This is a genomic window from Sphingobacterium siyangense, from assembly GCF_007830445.1.
GTDB classification, from domain to species: domain Bacteria; phylum Bacteroidota; class Bacteroidia; order Sphingobacteriales; family Sphingobacteriaceae; genus Sphingobacterium; species Sphingobacterium siyangense.
On the sequence record NZ_VLKR01000001.1, the window covers coordinates 329164 to 347829 of the forward strand.

Below are 18666 nucleotides of genomic sequence, written 5' to 3' on the forward strand. Positions count from 1 at the left end.
GGCGTTTGACAATAGAAAAGGCTATAATTACTTATAGCCTTTTTTTATATGTCCACCTTTATCAATTATACCGTTTAACAATCCGGAGTTTGTGTGTATAACGATTCTGTTCAGCATTAAAAATACCTTCCGTATCCATCCGATCAACACGGACTTTCGCTGAGGCGTGGATAATCGTATCGCGATCCAGCATAACTCCTACATGAGTAATCCTTCCTTCGGCATTGTCAAAAAAAGCCAAATCCCCTACCCGTATTTCCGAAACAAAATCCACAGTTTGCCCCATCTCTGCCTGCTGATAAGCATCACGAGGCAAGGAAAGATCAAAACAGCTATAAATCAATTGGGAGAAACCGGAACAATCGATTCCCCATTGTGAACGCCCACCCCATAGATAAGGGGTATTCTCATAACTGCGTGCTAATTGCATTACCTCGCTTTCAAACTGATTTTTGGATAGCGGATTGATACTACCTTGATAAGTTAATCTCAATGGAGATAAATTGACAGTATTTGCTGCATCTAGGTAAAGCTTGGTTCCATGACAGAGCTGAAACTGTGCGGTATCAGTAAACAGAAATCCCCCCTCCCTTCCAACGATAATTGGTGTTCCGGTCAGATAATGTTGCATATCCAAGTCGTTTAGTTCCTGAAACTGCCCGTTTTGAATCCAGCCTAAATAGTCCGTTTCCAACAGACGTATTGATGTCCAATCGGCCTGTTCATCAAGGATCTCAAAAAGTTCCCCAAACAATACCTGAGAAACCATCTCACTACGGTGTGCCTGTTCTAAACGTAACGGAACGAGAGCTAGTGTACAAATACCATATTTCATGTGCTAAACAAAACAAAATCGTCAAAAATGTGATTATATATTATATGACTAAGATAAATTAATTATAGTAGAAATGGAGAATACAAATTCAAAATTCAAAAGGATACTCGTCGCTGTTGACGACGAACCATGCTCAGAAAAGGCTATACTATATGCCAAAGAAATGGCCGCGGTATTTGGAGCCTCCATAGCGCTTGTCACTGTTGTTCCCCCTACTTCTCCGGCCAGCTTTGGTGCGGACCCGCTATTAGGTCAGCAACCCATCATCGTTCCAGAAGTATCGGAAATGGAACAGGATAATGCACAAAAATATCTTGAGAAAATGAGCCGCGAATTTACAGGCGCAGGCGAAGTATATCTTTTTAATCGAATCGGATCCATTAAAGAAGAAATTCTGGCGGCATCCCATGAGTGGTCTGCAGATCTTATTATTATGGGGACCAATGGACGGACGGGCTTTGATCACTTTATTTCCGGCTCTGTATCCGAATCAGTCATTCGTAAATCTACCTGCCCTGTACTCGTTGTTCCAAGTAAATGTGACTGATATTAAACGGTCCATATGTATAAAAAAAGGCTATTTTTTCATTGGAAAAAATAGCCTTTTTGCTTGTATTATATATATAAATTACTTTTTAATCAATCTCGCCACAAACATACTATCCGCTTTCTCTTCATAACCTTTCAAATAGTCCATACGTTCTATTTCAAAACCAAAATTATCTACAATGTAATTGACAACATCTTCGTTTTCTGCTTTAAAAATAGAGCAGGTTATATAAATCAAAGGCTTGCCCGCTTTAACATGCCCCACCACATTACTTGCAATATTCTTTTGTAGTGCATTGAATTCGGCAATCTTAGCGGCCCGAAACTGTCTAACCATTTCTGGTGTGCGCCCCCAAGTCCCCGATCCAGTACAAGGCGCATCCAATAACACCCCGTCAAATCGTTCGCTCCCAAGAATTGCGAAGCTATCCTTGGTAAGATCGAGTATTTTTTTTCGGTAATGCTTTATTCTGGCACGGTCAAAACGTTCATCGAGATTTCGGAGAATACTCATGCGAACATCAGAAACCAAAAGATTAACAGATGGACAAGCATCCATCAACAAGAGCGATTTCCCACCCGAAGCCGCACATGCATCCCACCAGGATTCTCTTTCAGCGGGTTCCATATAATCCAAAGTGCGCTGCGAAGACAGATCCTGCACTTCTATGATCCCATCCAAGACATCAAATCGCTGCAAGGATGTTCCATTATTCAAGGCGATAGTCTGATCGCCAATCATGGAATAAGGAATCTGATTGTTATCCAAAATAGCGCACACGACCTTTGTCTTCCCGCGTTTCACCCGAATATATAAGTTGGGCTGGATCAACTGGCTCTCTAAAAATTGCACCAAGTCAACCTCTTCAGAAATATAATCCGCAAAAGGAAAGAGGTCATTAAGTTTAAAAATACCCTCAGACGCTAGAAATGCAATTTTGTCTTTCAGCGGCAGATGGAGTTTATCGCTATAGGAAGGCTCAAAAAGGGCCACCAAGGGACTTTCCTGTTCACATAGAAATTCCGCAAGCACCAATCTACGCTGTTGCGACAACTGCGAAGCCGCCATTCCCAAACGAAAATAATTATAACATAAACGGGAGGTAGACTTCCGGTCGGAAGATCCCATTTGCTTGTTCAACTTAAAAAAAGTAGTCAAATAACGCGAAAATGGTTGATCAGCTTCAAAACCATCCATTGCCCGCTCAAAATTACGTATTTGCTGATGAACACGTCTTTCACTGAATTCAGCCATTCAAAGATTATTTTCTTTCAAATTTTTTGTTGTGATAAACCATTATACCCAAAGCTCTATTAGCATAGCCCCATTTTGGATAAAACTCAAATTTGTAATCGCTATTCAATCCCGAAAACTTATCTTGCGTCATTCGGCTAACATAATCCACGCCATATTTATGAATTAATCGACCGAAATACAATGCCGCATCATAACCTTTATAAGAAAACTCAGACGGGTCTACTTTATAAGCCGATTTATAATTTCCAATAAATTTGCGGGTATCACTATCACTCTCATTCACTAAGTTGGATGAGGTAATAGTAAGTCCATAGAAATCCATATTTTCGAAATTCTCAAACGAAAGCTTAGCCATATTTGGATGTCCATACAACTTAAACTGGTTACCTGGATTCAAAAAGCGTTCGTCCATCGCATCCAAAAGCCCCTTTACCAAATTCTTATTGGCCGTACCAGAAATGACATGATTAGTTCCAGTCAACACAAGGCTATTGTTGAGCTCGTTGACGCTCATAACAGTTTTTACTTTTGCCTGTGCATTAGCCTTTGAAATTTCGCTAACAAAATTGACTAGAAACTGTTTGCTTTCATCGTCACCGGCATCGTATACCAGAATCTGATCACCCGTATAATACTGATCAGCAACATATTTTGCTAATGTTTCCGAGTGTGTACGAATAGATGGTGTGATGGAAACCAAATTAGGTAAGCTAAATTCAGAAGCCATAGTCGCCGCCAACGGAGAAACTTGTAACACATTCTTATTTGCAAATGTTTGCCCAAAGCTTTTTATCTCACGCGGATATACCGGACCGACCACAAGTACGGCATCTTTGACATTCGCCGAAGTCCCTAAAGTCGCATTGTAGGCAACATTGTCTCGAGAATCAATTACCTGTAGATCAAATAAAGCACCCTCTTTGGCAATTTTGTCAAGGCCCAATTGAAATCCCTGATAAAAATCAAGTGCCAAGGAAGAACGTTCCACATCTTCTTTTGTAATCGTCCCCGCAATACCACTTAACTCGAATGGTAATAGCAAGGCGATGCGATTATTTTTCACAGCATGGCCGTTGACATCCTGGATATCCCCCACTTTGGCAACGATCTTATCTTTGTCAACTGCCGGTTTAGTCACAGCAGTTTGCTGTTCGCCTTGACCAGAGGAAGGCGAACGCAATACTGTGCTTTTTTTCGTTGTGCAGCTTGCAAGACATAATGCTACAAGTGCCGCAACCCATATTTTATTCCCACTCAATTGTAGCGGGCGGTTTTGAACTGATATCATATACAACTCTGTTTATTCCTTTCACATGGTTGATAATTTCATTTGAAATTTTTGCCAACAGGTCATATGGTAAATGTATCCAATCCGCAGTCATTCCATCAAGAGAACCAACTGCACGTAAACTAACAACATGCTCGTAAGTACGCTCGTCACCCATTACGCCTACAGAACGCACTGGCAAGAAAATTGTACCAGCTTGCCATACTTTATCGTACCAGCCAGCTTCCTTCAGATTATTGATAAAGATCGCATCAGCTTCTTGTACAATACGTACACGCTCAGGTGTAATATCACCTAAAATACGAATTGCCAAACCTGGTCCAGGGAAGGGATGTCTGCCTAAAATTGCCTGATCCACTTCTAAAGCTTTTCCTACTCTTCTTACTTCATCTTTAAACAACGTTTTTAGCGGTTCTACGACTTTCAATTTCATGAAATCAGGTAAACCACCAACGTTATGGTGTGATTTGATTGTTGCTGAAGGTCCTTTCACTGAAACCGACTCGATAATATCTGGGTAAATTGTTCCTTGTCCCAACCATTTCGCTTCAATTCCTTCAGGTAATTCCTTTTGGATTTCTTTTGCAGCTTCATCAAAAACATCAATAAATGAATTACCAATGATTTTGCGTTTCTCTTCTGGTTCAGAAACCCCAGCTAATCTACCATAAAATAAATCCTTGGCATTTATTCCTTTAATATTTAACCCCATATTTTTGTAAGAATCCAATACCTGTTCGTATTCATCTTTACGAAGCAGTCCATGATCTACGAAAATACAATGTAAATTTTTTCCGATTGCTTGGTGCAACAATACTGCTGCTACTGTTGAATCTACTCCTCCTGACAAAGCCATGATAACGTGATCGTCACCCAATTGCGCTTTCAAAGAGGATACTGTTGTTTCAACAAATGCGTCTGGTGTCCAATCCTGTGCACAACCACAAATGTTTACAACGAAGTTTTTCAATAAGATAGCCCCATCAGTACTATGTGTTACTTCCGGGTGGAATTGTATACCATAGGTACGGGTGCCTTTTACTTGATAAGCAGCAACACGAACTTTATCCGTACTTGCTATAATATTAAAATTTGCAGGAACTTCTTTGATAGTGTCTCCATGTGACATCCATACCTGCGATTGAGTTGGTACTCCTGCCAATAATTCATTCTCACTATTGACAAACTGCAGATTTGCACGACCATATTCGCGGATTTCAGAAGGTAATACTTCACCACCTGATATTTGAGCAATGTATTGTGCTCCGTAACAAACTCCTAAAAGTGGGAAACGATCCTGAATAGCGACAAAATCAATTTGCGGTGCATCTTCTTGTCTAACAGAATAAGGACTTCCTGAAAAGATAACACCTTTTACGGAGTCATCAAAATCTGGCAATTTATTGAACGGGTGTATCTCACAATACACATTTAGTTCTCTGACACGTCTAGCGATCAACTGTGTGTACTGAGACCCGAAGTCTAGAATTATAATTTTTTCTGGCATGCTGCAAAGGTAAGTATTACGAATGAATTATTAAATGTCAAATCAGGAAATAATGCCTGCTTTTAACAGTTCTACTTCCATTTCTTTCTGTAGAATTAGAGCTTCCTCCCGTGCTCTTTCAGCGAAATCACGTCCTTTTGAAGCATAGATAATTCCTCTTGTGCTGTTTACTAAAAGCCCACAATCTTTGTTCATACCAAATTTACAAACATCTTCAAGCGAACCTCCTTGCGCCCCCACTCCTGGAACCAATAAAAAATGGTATGGTGCATGTTCCCTAATTTTGATAAAGCCCTCTCCGCGTGTTGCTCCGACAACATACATCAAATTGTCAGGTGTCCCCCAGGTATTGACTTTATCGATCACCTGTTCGAACAATTGCAGCCCTTCTTTGTTTTCAAAATTTTGAAAGTCCAAGCTACCCTCATTCGATGTCAAAGCAAGTACGATTGCCCATTTATCGTTAAAATCCAAAAATGGAGTCACCGAGTCCTTCCCCATATAAGGTGCGATTGTAATACTATCAAAGCCAAGACCAGACGTCTTTTCATCAAAAAATGCCATCGCATAACGTCCCGACGTATTGCCAATATCCCCCCTTTTTGCGTCAGCAATACTGAAACAATCCTTTGGTAACGCAGCCCAGGTTTTTTGAAGCGATTGCCAGCCTTTGATTCCATAACATTCATAAAACGCAATATTGGGCTTATAGGCAACACACAAATCAGCCGTTGCATCTATGATAGCCTTATTGAAGCTATAGATCGGATCCTCATCATCCAAGAGATGCTCCGGGATTTTCGTGAGGTCTGTGTCTAATCCGACACATAAAAATGAGCGTTTCGCTTTTATTTGATGAATAAGTTCTGCTCTTGTCATGCTATATTTAGAGATCTTAAAATTATTTATTGATTAAATCTTGAATAAATTTACCTACATCAGGGCTTGAATAATCCGCCATACCTTCATGCCGTGTCGCTACATTACCCGCTTTGTCCAATATCACCGTTGAAGGAATTGAACCCGAGAGCCACTCTTTTGGAATATCACTATTTGGAAAACTAATCGGCAAAGTCAGCTGCTGTTCCTTCATAAAAGCCTCTGCTTTTGCTTTCCTGCCTTCTATCTCCACAATCAAAAACACCATATTTGCGTTATCTTTATAGCGATCATAGAGTACATTGATCGAAGGCATTTCTGCGCGACAAGGTGCACACCACGTTGCCCAAAAATTAATAAACACCACTTTTCCCTTCAGATCCGCCACCTTGACTGTTTCTCCCAGCGAATTGACAAAGGAGACATGACTGAATGCGCCCCCTGGAGCCACCCTATCGGAATCTTTAGAAGCTGAATTAAGCTCCAGTTTAGGTTTGAAAAAACCCATTTTCATTAAAAATTGCTGAAAATAACTTCTACTTGTTGGCCAGATCAACAAACCGATGAGCAGTACAAATACAACGTTTCCGATTATCTTTTTTGTCTTCGGACTCATAGGTAATCCCGCTATTAAGAATCAAACTTATCCAACAGCTTCAACAAGGTCGCAAAATCCTTTGGATAAGGTGCCTCAAAAGCCATCTTAACTCCGTTCAACTCAAATTCAACATGTTTTGAATGTAGTGCAAAACGCTTCATAATGGGTTGTTCCTCTTCATCTTTGGATAATGTATATCCCCTTTTCTTGATTTGGGACAAATACACAGGTTTACCGCGATACATGTCATCCCCCACAATAGCGGCATGTTGTGTCGCTAGGTGAATACGGATTTGGTGCATTCGTCCTGTAATGGGTTTACATTCCACTAAGGTATAGTTCTTGTAGTATTTGATCGAATTAAAGATGGTCTCTGCCGGTTTGCCGTTTGCACGATCAATAGATACATTTTTATTGCCTTGGTTCAAGATGGGCAAATCGACAAGCAAATCCTGAAAAGTATGTGTACCACCTATGATTGCATGATAAATCTTATTCACTTTTCTTTTTTCAAATGCAATGGAAATTGTACGGTATGTTTCTGGATTTTTTGCAATTAATAAAATACCCGAGGTCTCTTTATCCAGGCGGTGGCATACCTGTGCATCAGGATGATATTTCTTCGCCAAGCGAAGAATATTGACCTCCCCACCCTCACGTTCATCTAAAGAAGCGACAAACGGCGGTTTATTGATAACAATCAAATTTTCATCCTCATGGATGATTAATTCTGAAAATTTGGGAAATTTAAATAGACGATTCTCATTTTGTATCATTTTGCAAAAATACAAAACACAAGGCAGAATATTGTTCAATGTATGATAAAAAGCTTACTTTTGAACACACAATATAAGTTAAGATGTCTGTAAACAAAGAAATGAAACGAGTAAGCACAGCAATGCTGCAAGCCATGAAAGAACGTCAGGAAAAGATTTCTATGCTTACAAGCTATGATTACTCCATGGCCAAAATGGTAGATCAAGCTGGTGTTGACGTTATTTTGATTGGAGATTCCGCTGCCAACGTATTTGCTGGCTACGAAACAACCTTGCCTATCACCCTAGATAATATGATCTACCATGCCGCTGCCGTTGCTCGGGGTACCGAGCGTGCCATGGTATTAGCAGATTTGCCATTTGGATCTTATCAGGGCTCTGCCAATGAAGCTTACAATGCAGCTGTACGCATGATGAAAGAATCAGGTGCGCACGCATTAAAACTCGAGGGAGGACTTGAAATCATCGAAAACATCAAAAAAATCATTGCCGGAGGAATCCCTGTATGTGGACACCTGGGCTTGACTCCCCAATCCATCAATAAATTTGGAAATTTTGGTGTGCGGGCAAAAGAAGAGCAAGAAGCCGCTAAATTAATAGAAGATGCACTCGCTTTGCAGGAGGCGGGCTGTTTTGCAATTGTTCTGGAAAAGATACCGGCAAAATTAGCTAAAACAGTAACCGAAAAACTAGCGATTCCAACAGTTGGTATTGGGGCTGGGCCGGATTGCGATGGACAAGTCCTTGTGATTAACGACATGCTTGGAATGAATGCCGATTTCAAACCAAAATTTATGCGTCATTTCGCTAATTTGCACGAACAAATCACAACAGCAGTAGCAAATTATGTGGCCGAAGTAAAAGCAGTACAATACCCGAACGAAGACGAACAATACTAGAAGAAAAATATGCGGTTTTTGATCATTGGGCTTATTGTTCTTATTGCTTATCTGATGATACGCAAAAAATTCAATCTATTTGGGTTTACCGAGGATATGTCCAGAAATTTAAAATCAGGTTTTCAGTTGATTGAAGCTTCATCTCCAGTCATCCAGGCAAATCTAAAGAAGAGTGTTTCCAATGCCGTTATGGGGATTATCCTCATTTTGATCACCGTGTTGCTGTTCATGAAGATAAAAATTGTCCTGTTCCTGCTTCCGATTGCCTTTTTCTTGTTGGGCTATCTCTTTCTGTTCAACAACCACTTTAGTAAGCTCAAAAGCCAACAAATATGGTACAATGCCAAAACCAATGAGGTTTTTATTGAACAGCTAAAAGGAGAAAATTATGCTTTTAACATTTTTAAGGACATAGAAGCCGTTCAGAAAATCGAATCAATTCAAACGACCAAAGGGTTATTATACGGCTACTACCGTATCAAGTTAAAGAACAAAATATTGGAAATCCCCTATTTAGTCGCTGAAAACAGGCCCGTCAATAATTTATTTTTCGACACGATTAACCAAAACTTCAATGTAGCTATTCAAAAACGTATTTTTCCAATTATTTAAAAATGAACAGGTTGAACATCCGAAAAGAAAGTGTTATATTTAGGTAATCAATATAATTTGTTAAAACCAAAATATTTTACACTATGGGAAAAGGTGATATCAAGACCAGAAGAGGAAAAATATCAAATGGTTCTTTTGGAAAAAGAAGACCACATGTATCGAAAGCTGCCATCAAGCCAAAAGTAAAAAATGGGGCTTCAAAAGAAGTGGAACAAAAAGCAAAATCAAAAAAATAGTAGTCAATAAAGCTAGAAACTTATTTCTGGCTTTTTTTATTTCCAATCGTTCCCAATACGCCCATTTCGATGTCCATTTGCAAAGTTTTGGTCCTATTGTAAAATCCTTTTGACAACTGATATCCTCATAATAATAAACCTATATTTACCCGTTAAATGTAAAAAGTACATAAGAGACTATATCCGTATGAATAAAAAATCGATCATTTACCTCCTTTTGGCTTGTGCTGTGTTTGGAGGTGGATACTTTCTGATAACTGCTAAAAAAGACAAAAAAGAAGCTGATAAGCCCAATGGGAAAAAAGATATGCCAGTCCCCGCACAGGCTATCATTGCCAAATCTTCCGTCGCCGATCGATCCATTAATCTCTCAGGAAGCATTGACGCAGAAGAGCAGGTTGAAATCAGAAGTGAAGTAAGTGGTCGAATCACCAAAATCTATTTCTCCGAAGGGCAGCGCATCAAACAGGGCGAACCCTTGATCAAGATTGATGATATTGAACTTCAGGCACAATTAAGACAAGCACAAACAACAAACCAGCTGAATGCCGAAAATGAACGTCGGGCCAAACTGCTGCTGCAAAAAGGAGCAATCAGTCAGGAGGAGTTTGATATAGCCAGTGCAGCTTTAAAAACCTCCTTAGCACAGATCCAGTTGATTCAGGCACAAATATCCAAAACAACCATCCGCGCCCCTTTTAGTGGCATGATTGGACTTCGGAATATTTCCGTAGGAGCCATTGTCTCATCCAGTACCCTGATTACAAACTTAGTGAAGGACAATCTTGTCAAAATTACCTTTGCAGTTCCCGAAAAATACAGCAATATTGTTAAAATAAACATGCCCATTGAGTTCAGCGTAGCCAACGACCCAACCATCATTAAAGCAAACATTTACGCCGTTGAACCGCAAGTATCACTTAACACCAGAACACTCACCGTCCGCGCCAGAGCAACGAACGATCAGGGTAAATTGAAAGTCGGATCCTTTGTCAATGTGATTGTGCCGATCGAAGTGGAAAACGATGCGATATCCATTCCAACAGAAGCCATTGTTCCCGTACAGGATGGAAAAAAGGTCTTTGTATTACAGCATGGCCTTGCCAAGGAAGTGAAGGTTGAAACAGGTGCGCGTACCGACAAAGACATCGTCATTCTATCTGGCATCAGTGCCGGTGACACCGTTTTAACCACGGGCGTTCTGTCGTTAAAAGATGGAGCAAAAGTTAAGGTATCATTAGCTAACTAGTTGTACATGAATTTATCTGCAGTTTTTATTAAACGTCCTGTTTTAACTATTGTCGTCAATATTACCATCATATTGTTTGGCTATATTGGTTTTAGTTTTCTAGGCGTACGCGAATACCCCTCTATTGACCCAGCGATTGTTTCCGTCAGAACAAACTATGCCGGTGCCAACCCAGATATCATTGAATCTCAGATTACCGAGCCGCTAGAAAAGGCCATAAACTCGATCGATGGTATCCGCAACATCTCTTCTTCGAGCAATCAGGGATCCAGTAATATCACCATTGAGTTTGACTTAAAAAAGAACCTTGAGGAAGCCGCAAATGATGTCCGGGATAAAGTATCCCAAGCCGTGCGAAGCCTACCACAGGATATTGATGCCCCACCAGTGGTATCCAAAGCCGATGCGGACTCCGATCCCATTATTACATTGACATTGCAAAGTGAGACGCGCGATAAACTTTCGCTGAGCGACTACGCCGAAAATGTGATTTCCGAAAGGTTGCAAACCATCCCCGGTGTCAGCAGCACACAGATCTATGGTCAAAAACGTTACGCCATGCGTCTATGGCTCAACCCCGACCGTATGGCTGCCTATGGTATCACAGCTTCGGATATTCGTACGGCATTGAATAGCCAGAATGTTGAATTACCTTCAGGGAAAATTGTCGGAAACACAACCGAGCTCACCGTAAAAACCGTCGGCAACCTGTCTACTCCTGAGCAATTCAATAACATCATTTTAAAGGCCGATAGCAGCCGTATCGTCAAGTTTATCGATATTGGCCGTGCAGAGATAGATGCTGAAAATCTAGAAACAAAAATGGTCAGTAACGGTAAACAGCTGGTCGGTATTGCCATTATTCCGCAGCCGGGAACAAATTACCTCGATATTGCCAACAATTTCTATAAAATGCTCGATCAGATCAAAGAAGATCTGCCCCAAGATATTATACTCAACATCGCTTCTGATAATACGACATTCATCAAAAAATCTGTTGAGGAGGTCGCCGAGACACTCCTGATTTCGATCATTCTGGTCACCCTAATTATCTATTTTTTCTTCCGCGACTGGGGTATCGCACTACGTCCTCTATTGGACATTCCCGTATCCTTGATCGCGACATTCTTTATTATGTATATTTTCGGATTTTCTATCAATGTACTGACACTGCTCGCTATTGTACTCGCGACGGGGCTTGTTGTCGACGATGGTATCGTTGTTACCGAAAATATCTTCAAGAAAGTTGAAGAAGGAATGTCCCCTATTGAGGCGGCCCTGAAAGGGTCGAAGGAAATATTCTTCGCTGTTATTTCCATTTCAATCACACTTGCAGCCGTATTCTTACCCGTTATATTTCTTCAGGGATTTGTGGGACGGCTTTTCCGGGAGTTTGGTGTCGTCATCGCCTCGGCCGTATTGGTTTCCGCATTTGTTTCCCTCACCCTCACGCCGATGCTCAATGCCTATCTAATCAAAGGTGGTGGACACAAGAAGACGAAATTTTACGATTGGACCGAACCTATGTTCGTCAAAATGAATAAAGGTTATGCCAATGCACTGGAGAAATTCATGAAATTCAAATGGATCAGCTTTCCAATCCTGATCCTATGTTTTGTCATTATTGGCATCCTTTTCTCCTCCATTAAAAAAGAAACGGCGCCTTATGATGACAGAAGTAATATCTCCGTCAATGTGACAGGCCCGGAAGGTGCTACCTATGAATACATGGACCGATACATGCAGGAATTGGACAAATTGGTCTACGATTCCATTCCTGAGAACAAAATCAGTTTAAACATTACCTCTCCGGGTTTCGGCGCAAGCTCAGTCAACTCCGGACGTATACGGATGACTCTCGTTGATCCAAGTGAGCGTAAAAAATCACAGGACGATATTGCCAAAGAGCTCACTAAATGGACAAAAAAATACGATGGTGTCCGCGTCAATGTTTCGCAAACGCCGACGATATCCATGAATCGCAGAGGTGGATTACCTGTTCAGTACATTATCCAGGCACAAAATTTTGAAAAACTTCAGGAAAAGATACCCGAATTTATGAATGAGGTCAACAGCGATCCCGCATTCTCCACAACGGACATCAACCTGAAGTTCAACAAACCCGAACTGCATGTCGAAATTGATCGTCTGAAAGCCCTCAGTCTGGGCGTTTCCGTACTTGACGTTTCGCAGTCCCTCCAATTATTACTAAGCGGCCAACGTTTCGCTTATTTTATGCGTGATGGCAAACAATATCAGGTCATAGGCCAGGTTGAAAACGACCGTAGAGCCACACCTACAGACCTTGCGTCAATTTACGTGCGAAATAACCTCGGACAGCTTATCCAGTTAGACAACGTTGTAAGCGTTAAGGAAGAGAGCAGTCCACCCCAACTCTACCACAATAACCGCTACATGTCGGCTACAGTTTCAGCCGGTTTGGCGCCGGGCATGAGTATGAGTGACGGCATTGCAGCAATGGATCGCATAAAAGAAAAGGTCCTCGATCAGAGTTTCACCACCGACCTCAGTGGCGAATCACGTGACTTCGTTGAAAGTAGTTCCAATACACTATTTGCCTTTGGCCTTGCTTTGTTGCTTATCTACCTGATCTTAGCGGCCCAATTTGAAAGCTTCCTCGACCCATTTATCATTATCCTTACGGTACCCATGGCCGTTGCCGGAGCACTGATAAGTCTATGGTTATTTGATCAAACCTGGAATATATTCAGCCAAATTGGAACGATTATGCTAATTGGTCTCGTGACCAAAAATGGTATCTTGATTGTTGAGTTTGCCAACCAGATGCGCGAAGAGGGAATGGAAAAATTTGAGGCAATTATGCACTCTGCCGAATCACGCCTCAGACCGATCTTAATGACAAGTCTAGCCATTGCCTTGGGCGCATTACCGATTGCCATGTCACTTGGAGCTGCTTCAACGAGTAGAATTGGTATGGGGGTTGTTATCGTTGGTGGTACAATATTCTCCCTTATCCTAACCTTGTTCATTATCCCGGCAATCTATTACATGTGGTCAAGACAAAAAAAGCATAGGCCTGAATTTGATAACATTAAAAGCTACGAATAATAAAGACATGAAGAGAAATTTCATCCTACTAGTATTACTTTACTCCATCATGTTTCAAGCTCGTGCACAAGAGATACTGACCTTGGAAGATGCGCTAAAAACAACGTTGAGCAATAACTTCAATATTCTTTTGGCTAAAAATGACAATAACATCGATATGGAGAATACCAGTCTGGGAAGCGCCGGTATGCTTCCAGCGGTAACTGGAACGTTCAATAGAAGCAACTCCACCCAGAATTCAAGGCAGGTCAGAGCAGATGGTCAAATACAGCAAATTTCCAATGCCAAAAATGATAACATGTCTTATGGAGTTAACCTAAACTGGACGATATTCGATGGATTGGGCATGTTCGCCCGTCGCGACCGCTTCAAAGAAATACAACGTCAAGGGGAAGCGGAGATTAAATATCAAGTGATTACCCAGCTCAGCGAAGTCATGGCTACCTACTACAATCTGGTGCAGCAAAAGCGCCTGATAAATGCCCTAGATACAACCATCACCTTATCGAGATACCGTGTCACGCTTGCCGAAAATCGCCTAGAGATCGGAAAAGGCTCCAAGCTTGACCTCCTGAATGCAAAAGTCGATTTAAATACCGATCAGACAAACTTACTCAGACAACAGGAAAGCTTCAAAAATACCAAGACTTACCTCAATCAGCTGATGACGCGCGACTTGAGCCTGGATTTTCAAATTGAAGACGACATGAAACTTGATACGGATCTTAAACTTGGTAATCTGATCGAAATTGCCGATCGACAAAATCCGCAAATTCAGCTTGCCATCATCAACAATCGGGTGGCCGAGCTCAACTTAAAAGCAGTTAAGGCCGAACGTTATCCCAAAATTGGCTTAAATAGTGGGTACAATTGGAACGAATCCCACTCCTCCCTCGGTTTCTCGACAGAAAACAAAAATAGAGGTCTTACCTACGGCGTATCGGCTTCCCTTAATATTTTCAATGGATTTCTGCAAAATAGAAACGAACGGATTGCCAAATTTCAGATTAAAGGCTCCGAGCTACAGATACAGCAACAAAAACAGGATATCCAGGCTCAGGTCAGAACCCTATTCCAAACCTACATCACCAATATGGAGCTGGCTAATGTAGAACGGAAAAATGAGGAGCTGGCAAAAGAAAATTTAAACATCACGATGGATAAATTCCGTATCGGTACCATCACAACCTTAGAAGTAAGAACAGCGCAGTTAAACTACATCAATGTAATGACACGTAGCTATACAGCACAATATGATGCGAAAGTATCCGAGATACGCCTAAAAGAATTAACAGGCGAAACGTATTAGAAATTTCCTTTTGCACGAGGTCCTCTTAGAAAGGAAAACAGTACTGATACGTTTCTTAACAGCATCTATCATTAAAAGCGAAAGGCTCCTTAACTAAATGAGGAGCCTTTCTTTGTCTATTTAATAGTCAATTGCTATAATAGATTTCAGTGGTATTAAAACGCCACTTTTAATCTGAATATATCTATCGGTTAACGACCATACAGTGGTCTCGATACGCTTTGGTCCGGAATCAGTCTCAAAGGCGATTTCAGTTTTGGATTTAAACTCATTTCCCAACCGAAGTGCCCCTTTCAATTTATCCATAAAAGTCGCTGTCTTATCTTCACTCGCCGGGATAAATTTAAATTGAGGAATTTCCTCTTTAGCTATTAGTTCTCCAACCATAATACTAGCATTTAATGTGTAAATTATTGTTTTGCGCTATGCTACTTTTATAACGCTTTAAAGCCAATCTTATTTTATCTCTTTCTGCCATTGGCTTATTTAAATCTACCGATTCCCATGATAAAAATCAATTAAATCCTTGAAAACTATCATTTATTTTACAATAAAAAAACGATTGTACTTTGGACACACTGCTCCGCTTTGAGGATTACCAGCAAGCCCAACAGGCATTTATAACGAGATATCTAAATATAGTGTCATTTCATTTTGAATTTATAGCCCAAATCATTCATATTGGCTATTTTTGATCAAAACAATATGTAAATGGAAAAATCTGTTTTTGAAAAAGAGTGGGAAATTTATTTCACACAATGCTATTCTAACGGCCGTATTCGTTTCTCCGATTTATCCAATATTCTGCAGCTTACCGCGGGAGAACATGCCAATGCTGTCGGATTCGGTTTTAAAGAAATGGCCAAACATAACCAAACCTGGGTACTTAGCCGCATACGCATAGAGATTGCACGCTTGCCCAAATGGATGGACCATGTCAAGGTAAAAACTTGGGTTCAAGAATTAGAGGGCGCACGCTCAACGCGGAATTTCGAAATTACAGTCAATGGACAGATCTATGTTACTGCAACCAGTTATTGGGCTGTCATCAATATCGTGAAAAGGAGCTCTGAAACACTCGCAATTTCCACCGAAGATTTTACCACCTATCCTGATCGCCCGGCAACACAACAGCCATTTTCAAAATTGGATATTTCCCAGACCGTCAAAAATATTGATGAATATAGCGTTAAGCTCTCTGACCTGGATATTGTCAATCACGCCAACAATGTAAAATACCTGGATTGGTGTATGGACAGATTGCCCATTGAGCTGGTATTGACCAATCAGATCAGATCCTTGGAGATGAATTACCTGCGTGAATTACGTTATAATGATACGGTAGAAATTAATGGTGATGCAACAGATCAAGGTTACTTTATGACGGTTACTAAACAGCAACGAATCCACTTTGCTTTGGCTATAGAAACAAAATAAAAAGGGAGGCTTTGGGCCTCCCTTTATTTTACATATAGCATCATGTTATGCAAATGCCTTATCTCCTTTTTTGTAAGGAAGGTTGCCATCAAATCTTCCTGGGATCTTCACAAAACGCAAAGCTTTTGTACAACCCAGTTCTGAGTTAAAGAAACCAGTCAATGTCAACTGTTTGAACATCGTAAACCAGTGTGGTGGATCGTTCTCAACATAATTGTACAATTGATTTTGTTTTTCTTTATTTTTCTCCAGAATATCTTTTTGATCTTCAGCTTGCTTTTTATTAAACTCGTTTGCTTCTTTATCCAAAGCAGCGGCAACAGCTGTTCTGTCTTCAGCAGAAAGCTCCAGGAATGGTTTTCCTTTCACCTCTTTTGCTTTATCATCTAAGCTCCCAAAACCCGTTAAAAATGCTTTTTGTTGCTTCTCCGTATAACAATCGCGAACCATGACCGGAATAAAACTTCCTACCCCTGCTTCTTTCGCGCCCGGAGTTGCGGTAGCTGGTAAAATTGCTTCAGCCAAGTCACCTAATAAATCAGTTATCTTCGCTTCAAACAAGGCTTGTACATCTTTTGTTGCTGAGCGTGTACAACCTTCCAAAAATAAATTAGCGCCGATAACGGTACCTCCTAAAATTAAGGCAACTCGTTGTAATGCTTCTCTTCTATTCATACTACTAAATATCTTAATTTTAGAAATTATATTTCATTTCCCAACCTTCTCTGTAATTACGTTTTACATATTGATTGACGTTGTCAAAATTGGTGACACGCATGTTATCGTTATCCCACAACAATTTTAAGTTACGTCCAGGGTATTTACCATCAATACGTAAATCAGCCCCTCTGATCGCCAGGTTAGCCATTAATAAAGCTTCTGTCAACGGACCTGCTATTTCAAAAGGTGAGCTCACTTCTTTCTTGCCGTATCCAGCTTGACAAGCTTCAACCCATTGTGCATAGTGTCCGCCTTCTTGTCCTTGAACACGGGCATATTTCTGTGCCACTTGCTCTTTTCTCGAAGTAGGTAACAAGCGTGCATTTTGGCCGTAGGTATCAGCAAGGATTTTACCTTTTGTACCGACAAGTAAGATACCATTACCACCGTCACCAAAAATTTCGTTTGGACCTAATTCATCTGGACGGGCAGGCTGAATACCACCATCCATCCAATGTAACGTAACAGGACCATTTGTACGCGGCGTTTTAGGGAAAGTTAATGTCGCATGGCTCGATGGAGGGCAACTTTCAGGGAAATATCCCCGTTTGAACTCATCCACATACACCGATCCAACAGTTGCCTGTACATCTTGTACATAAGTCAATCCTAAAGTACTGAAAGGAACTTCCAACAAGTGGCAGCCCATATCGCCCAATGCGCCAGTACCATAATCCCACCAGCCACGCCAGTTGAAAGGCACCAATTTGTCAACATACTCTTTATGCGGCGCTGTACCTAACCAAAGGTCCCAATCCAATTCTTTTGGAATTTCAGCTTTACCTGTAGGCCATGCAATACCTGAAGGCCATACCGGACGATCTGTCCAACAATATACCGTATGTACATCACCGATCAGACCTGCTTCGTACCATTCACGTACAAAACGCGGTCCATCATTTGATGCACCTTGATTTCCCATTTGGGTAACAACCTTATATTTCTTAGCTGCATGCGTCAATGCTCTCGCTTCCCATACATCGTGAGTCAACGGTTTTTGAACGTACACGTGTTTACCCAATTGCATAGCTGCAAGCGCTTGAATCGCATGTTGATGATCTGGAGTTGATACAGAAACGGCTTCTATACGTTTGTGCTCCTTATCCAACATCTCACGGTAGTCTTTGTAATATTTTGCTTTCGGGTAACGTTTCAACGCACCAGCTGCACGACGGTCGTCCACATCACACAAGAAAGCTAGATCTGCTTTTCCTGAATCATGGAATGCGTTGATGTCACTAAAACCTTTACCCCCTACACCAATACCTGCTACTTGTAATTTGTCACTTGGAGCTGTAAAGCCATTTCCGCCCAATACATGGCGAGGGACGATCATAAAAGCCGCAGCAGCTGTTGCCGCGCTCTTTATAAAACCTCTTCTACTCGTCTTATTTGAGTTATTTTCCATTGTTATCAATCTTTAG

Annotated in this window: 18 protein-coding genes; 8 read left to right on the forward strand and 10 right to left on the reverse strand. The window is 40.9% G+C overall.

Annotation, left to right across the window (positions count from 1 at the left end):
* Positions 1-61 precede the first annotated feature (61 nt).
* Positions 62-835: a C40 family peptidase gene (locus IQ31_RS01445; protein WP_145326888.1), complete on the reverse strand. Its 774-nt coding sequence runs from the start codon at positions 833-835 to the stop codon at positions 62-64.
* Positions 836-908: 73 nt separating this feature from the next.
* On the opposite strand from IQ31_RS01445, the gene IQ31_RS01450 reads away from it, so the two are divergent.
* Positions 909-1382, forward strand: coding sequence for a universal stress protein (locus tag IQ31_RS01450; RefSeq protein WP_075992873.1), 474 nt, complete (start codon positions 909-911; stop codon positions 1380-1382).
* Between the two features lie 81 nt (positions 1383-1463).
* On the opposite strand, the gene IQ31_RS01455 is transcribed toward IQ31_RS01450, so the two are convergent.
* Genes IQ31_RS01455 through IQ31_RS01480 form a run of 6 tightly spaced genes read right to left on the reverse strand, consistent with a single transcriptional unit; the run spans position 1464 to position 7690 of the window.
* Positions 1464-2639, reverse strand: a complete 1176-nt coding sequence (locus IQ31_RS01455; protein WP_088161766.1) for an RsmB/NOP family class I SAM-dependent RNA methyltransferase — start codon at positions 2637-2639, stop codon at positions 1464-1466.
* A gap of 7 nt (positions 2640-2646) precedes the next feature.
* Positions 2647-3930 (reverse strand): ABC transporter substrate-binding protein, encoded by a 1284-nt coding sequence (locus IQ31_RS01460; protein ID WP_145326889.1) that lies wholly within the window; start codon positions 3928-3930, stop codon positions 2647-2649.
* Positions 3887-5437 (reverse strand): glutamine-hydrolyzing GMP synthase, encoded by a 1551-nt coding sequence (guaA, locus tag IQ31_RS01465; protein WP_145326890.1) that lies wholly within the window; start codon positions 5435-5437, stop codon positions 3887-3889. Before guaA ends, IQ31_RS01460 begins: the two co-directional genes overlap by 44 nt.
* A gap of 42 nt (positions 5438-5479) precedes the next feature.
* Positions 5480-6316: an orotidine-5'-phosphate decarboxylase gene (pyrF, locus tag IQ31_RS01470; protein ID WP_088161767.1), complete on the reverse strand. Its 837-nt coding sequence runs from the start codon at positions 6314-6316 to the stop codon at positions 5480-5482.
* A 22-nt stretch (positions 6317-6338) separates the two neighbouring features.
* Entirely contained in the window at positions 6339-6932 is a 594-nt protein-coding gene (locus tag IQ31_RS01475; protein ID WP_088161768.1) for a TlpA family protein disulfide reductase, read from the reverse strand.
* A 14-nt stretch (positions 6933-6946) separates the two neighbouring features.
* A complete protein-coding gene (locus IQ31_RS01480; RefSeq protein ID WP_088161769.1) occupies positions 6947-7690 on the reverse strand; it encodes an RluA family pseudouridine synthase in 744 nt (247 codons plus the stop codon).
* 83 nt (positions 7691-7773) lie between these two features.
* On the opposite strand from IQ31_RS01480, the gene panB reads away from it, so the two are divergent.
* The 6 genes from panB to IQ31_RS01510 all read left to right on the forward strand — a co-directional run bounded on the left by panB (position 7774) and on the right by IQ31_RS01510 (position 15085).
* Positions 7774-8589 carry a 3-methyl-2-oxobutanoate hydroxymethyltransferase gene (gene panB, locus IQ31_RS01485; RefSeq protein WP_088161770.1) on the forward strand — a complete coding sequence of 272 codons (816 nt, stop codon included), beginning with the start codon at positions 7774-7776 and terminating at the stop codon, positions 8587-8589.
* A 9-nt stretch (positions 8590-8598) separates the two neighbouring features.
* Positions 8599-9201 carry a hypothetical protein gene (locus IQ31_RS01490; protein WP_145326891.1) on the forward strand — a complete coding sequence of 201 codons (603 nt, stop codon included), beginning with the start codon at positions 8599-8601 and terminating at the stop codon, positions 9199-9201.
* 83 nt (positions 9202-9284) lie between these two features.
* Positions 9285-9437 carry a 30S ribosomal protein THX gene (locus IQ31_RS01495; RefSeq protein ID WP_075992880.1) on the forward strand — a complete coding sequence of 51 codons (153 nt, stop codon included), beginning with the start codon at positions 9285-9287 and terminating at the stop codon, positions 9435-9437.
* Positions 9438-9624: 187 nt separating this feature from the next.
* Positions 9625-10686: an efflux RND transporter periplasmic adaptor subunit gene (locus tag IQ31_RS01500; RefSeq protein WP_075992881.1), complete on the forward strand. Its 1062-nt coding sequence runs from the start codon at positions 9625-9627 to the stop codon at positions 10684-10686.
* 6 nt (positions 10687-10692) lie between these two features.
* Positions 10693-13776, forward strand: coding sequence for an efflux RND transporter permease subunit (locus IQ31_RS01505; protein WP_075992882.1), 3084 nt, complete (start codon positions 10693-10695; stop codon positions 13774-13776).
* 7 nt (positions 13777-13783) lie between these two features.
* Positions 13784-15085, forward strand: coding sequence for a TolC family protein (locus IQ31_RS01510; RefSeq protein WP_145326892.1), 1302 nt, complete (start codon positions 13784-13786; stop codon positions 15083-15085).
* A 120-nt stretch (positions 15086-15205) separates the two neighbouring features.
* On the opposite strand, the gene IQ31_RS01515 is transcribed toward IQ31_RS01510, so the two are convergent.
* The gene (locus IQ31_RS01515; protein ID WP_172462508.1) at positions 15206-15472 is read right to left on the reverse strand and encodes a hypothetical protein; all 267 of its coding nucleotides are present in this window, start codon (positions 15470-15472) and stop codon (positions 15206-15208) included.
* Between the two features lie 324 nt (positions 15473-15796).
* On the opposite strand from IQ31_RS01515, the gene IQ31_RS01520 reads away from it, so the two are divergent.
* A complete protein-coding gene (locus IQ31_RS01520) occupies positions 15797-16522 on the forward strand; it encodes an acyl-[acyl-carrier-protein] thioesterase (RefSeq protein ID WP_145326893.1) in 726 nt (241 codons plus the stop codon).
* A gap of 45 nt (positions 16523-16567) precedes the next feature.
* On the opposite strand, the gene IQ31_RS01525 is transcribed toward IQ31_RS01520, so the two are convergent.
* Both IQ31_RS01525 and IQ31_RS01530 read right to left on the reverse strand, forming a co-directional pair.
* Entirely contained in the window at positions 16568-17197 is a 630-nt protein-coding gene (locus IQ31_RS01525) for a gluconate 2-dehydrogenase subunit 3 family protein (RefSeq protein WP_145326894.1), read from the reverse strand.
* 19 nt (positions 17198-17216) lie between these two features.
* The gene (locus tag IQ31_RS01530) at positions 17217-18650 is read right to left on the reverse strand and encodes a Gfo/Idh/MocA family protein (protein WP_075992887.1); all 1434 of its coding nucleotides are present in this window, start codon (positions 18648-18650) and stop codon (positions 17217-17219) included.
* Positions 18651-18666 lie beyond the last annotated feature (16 nt).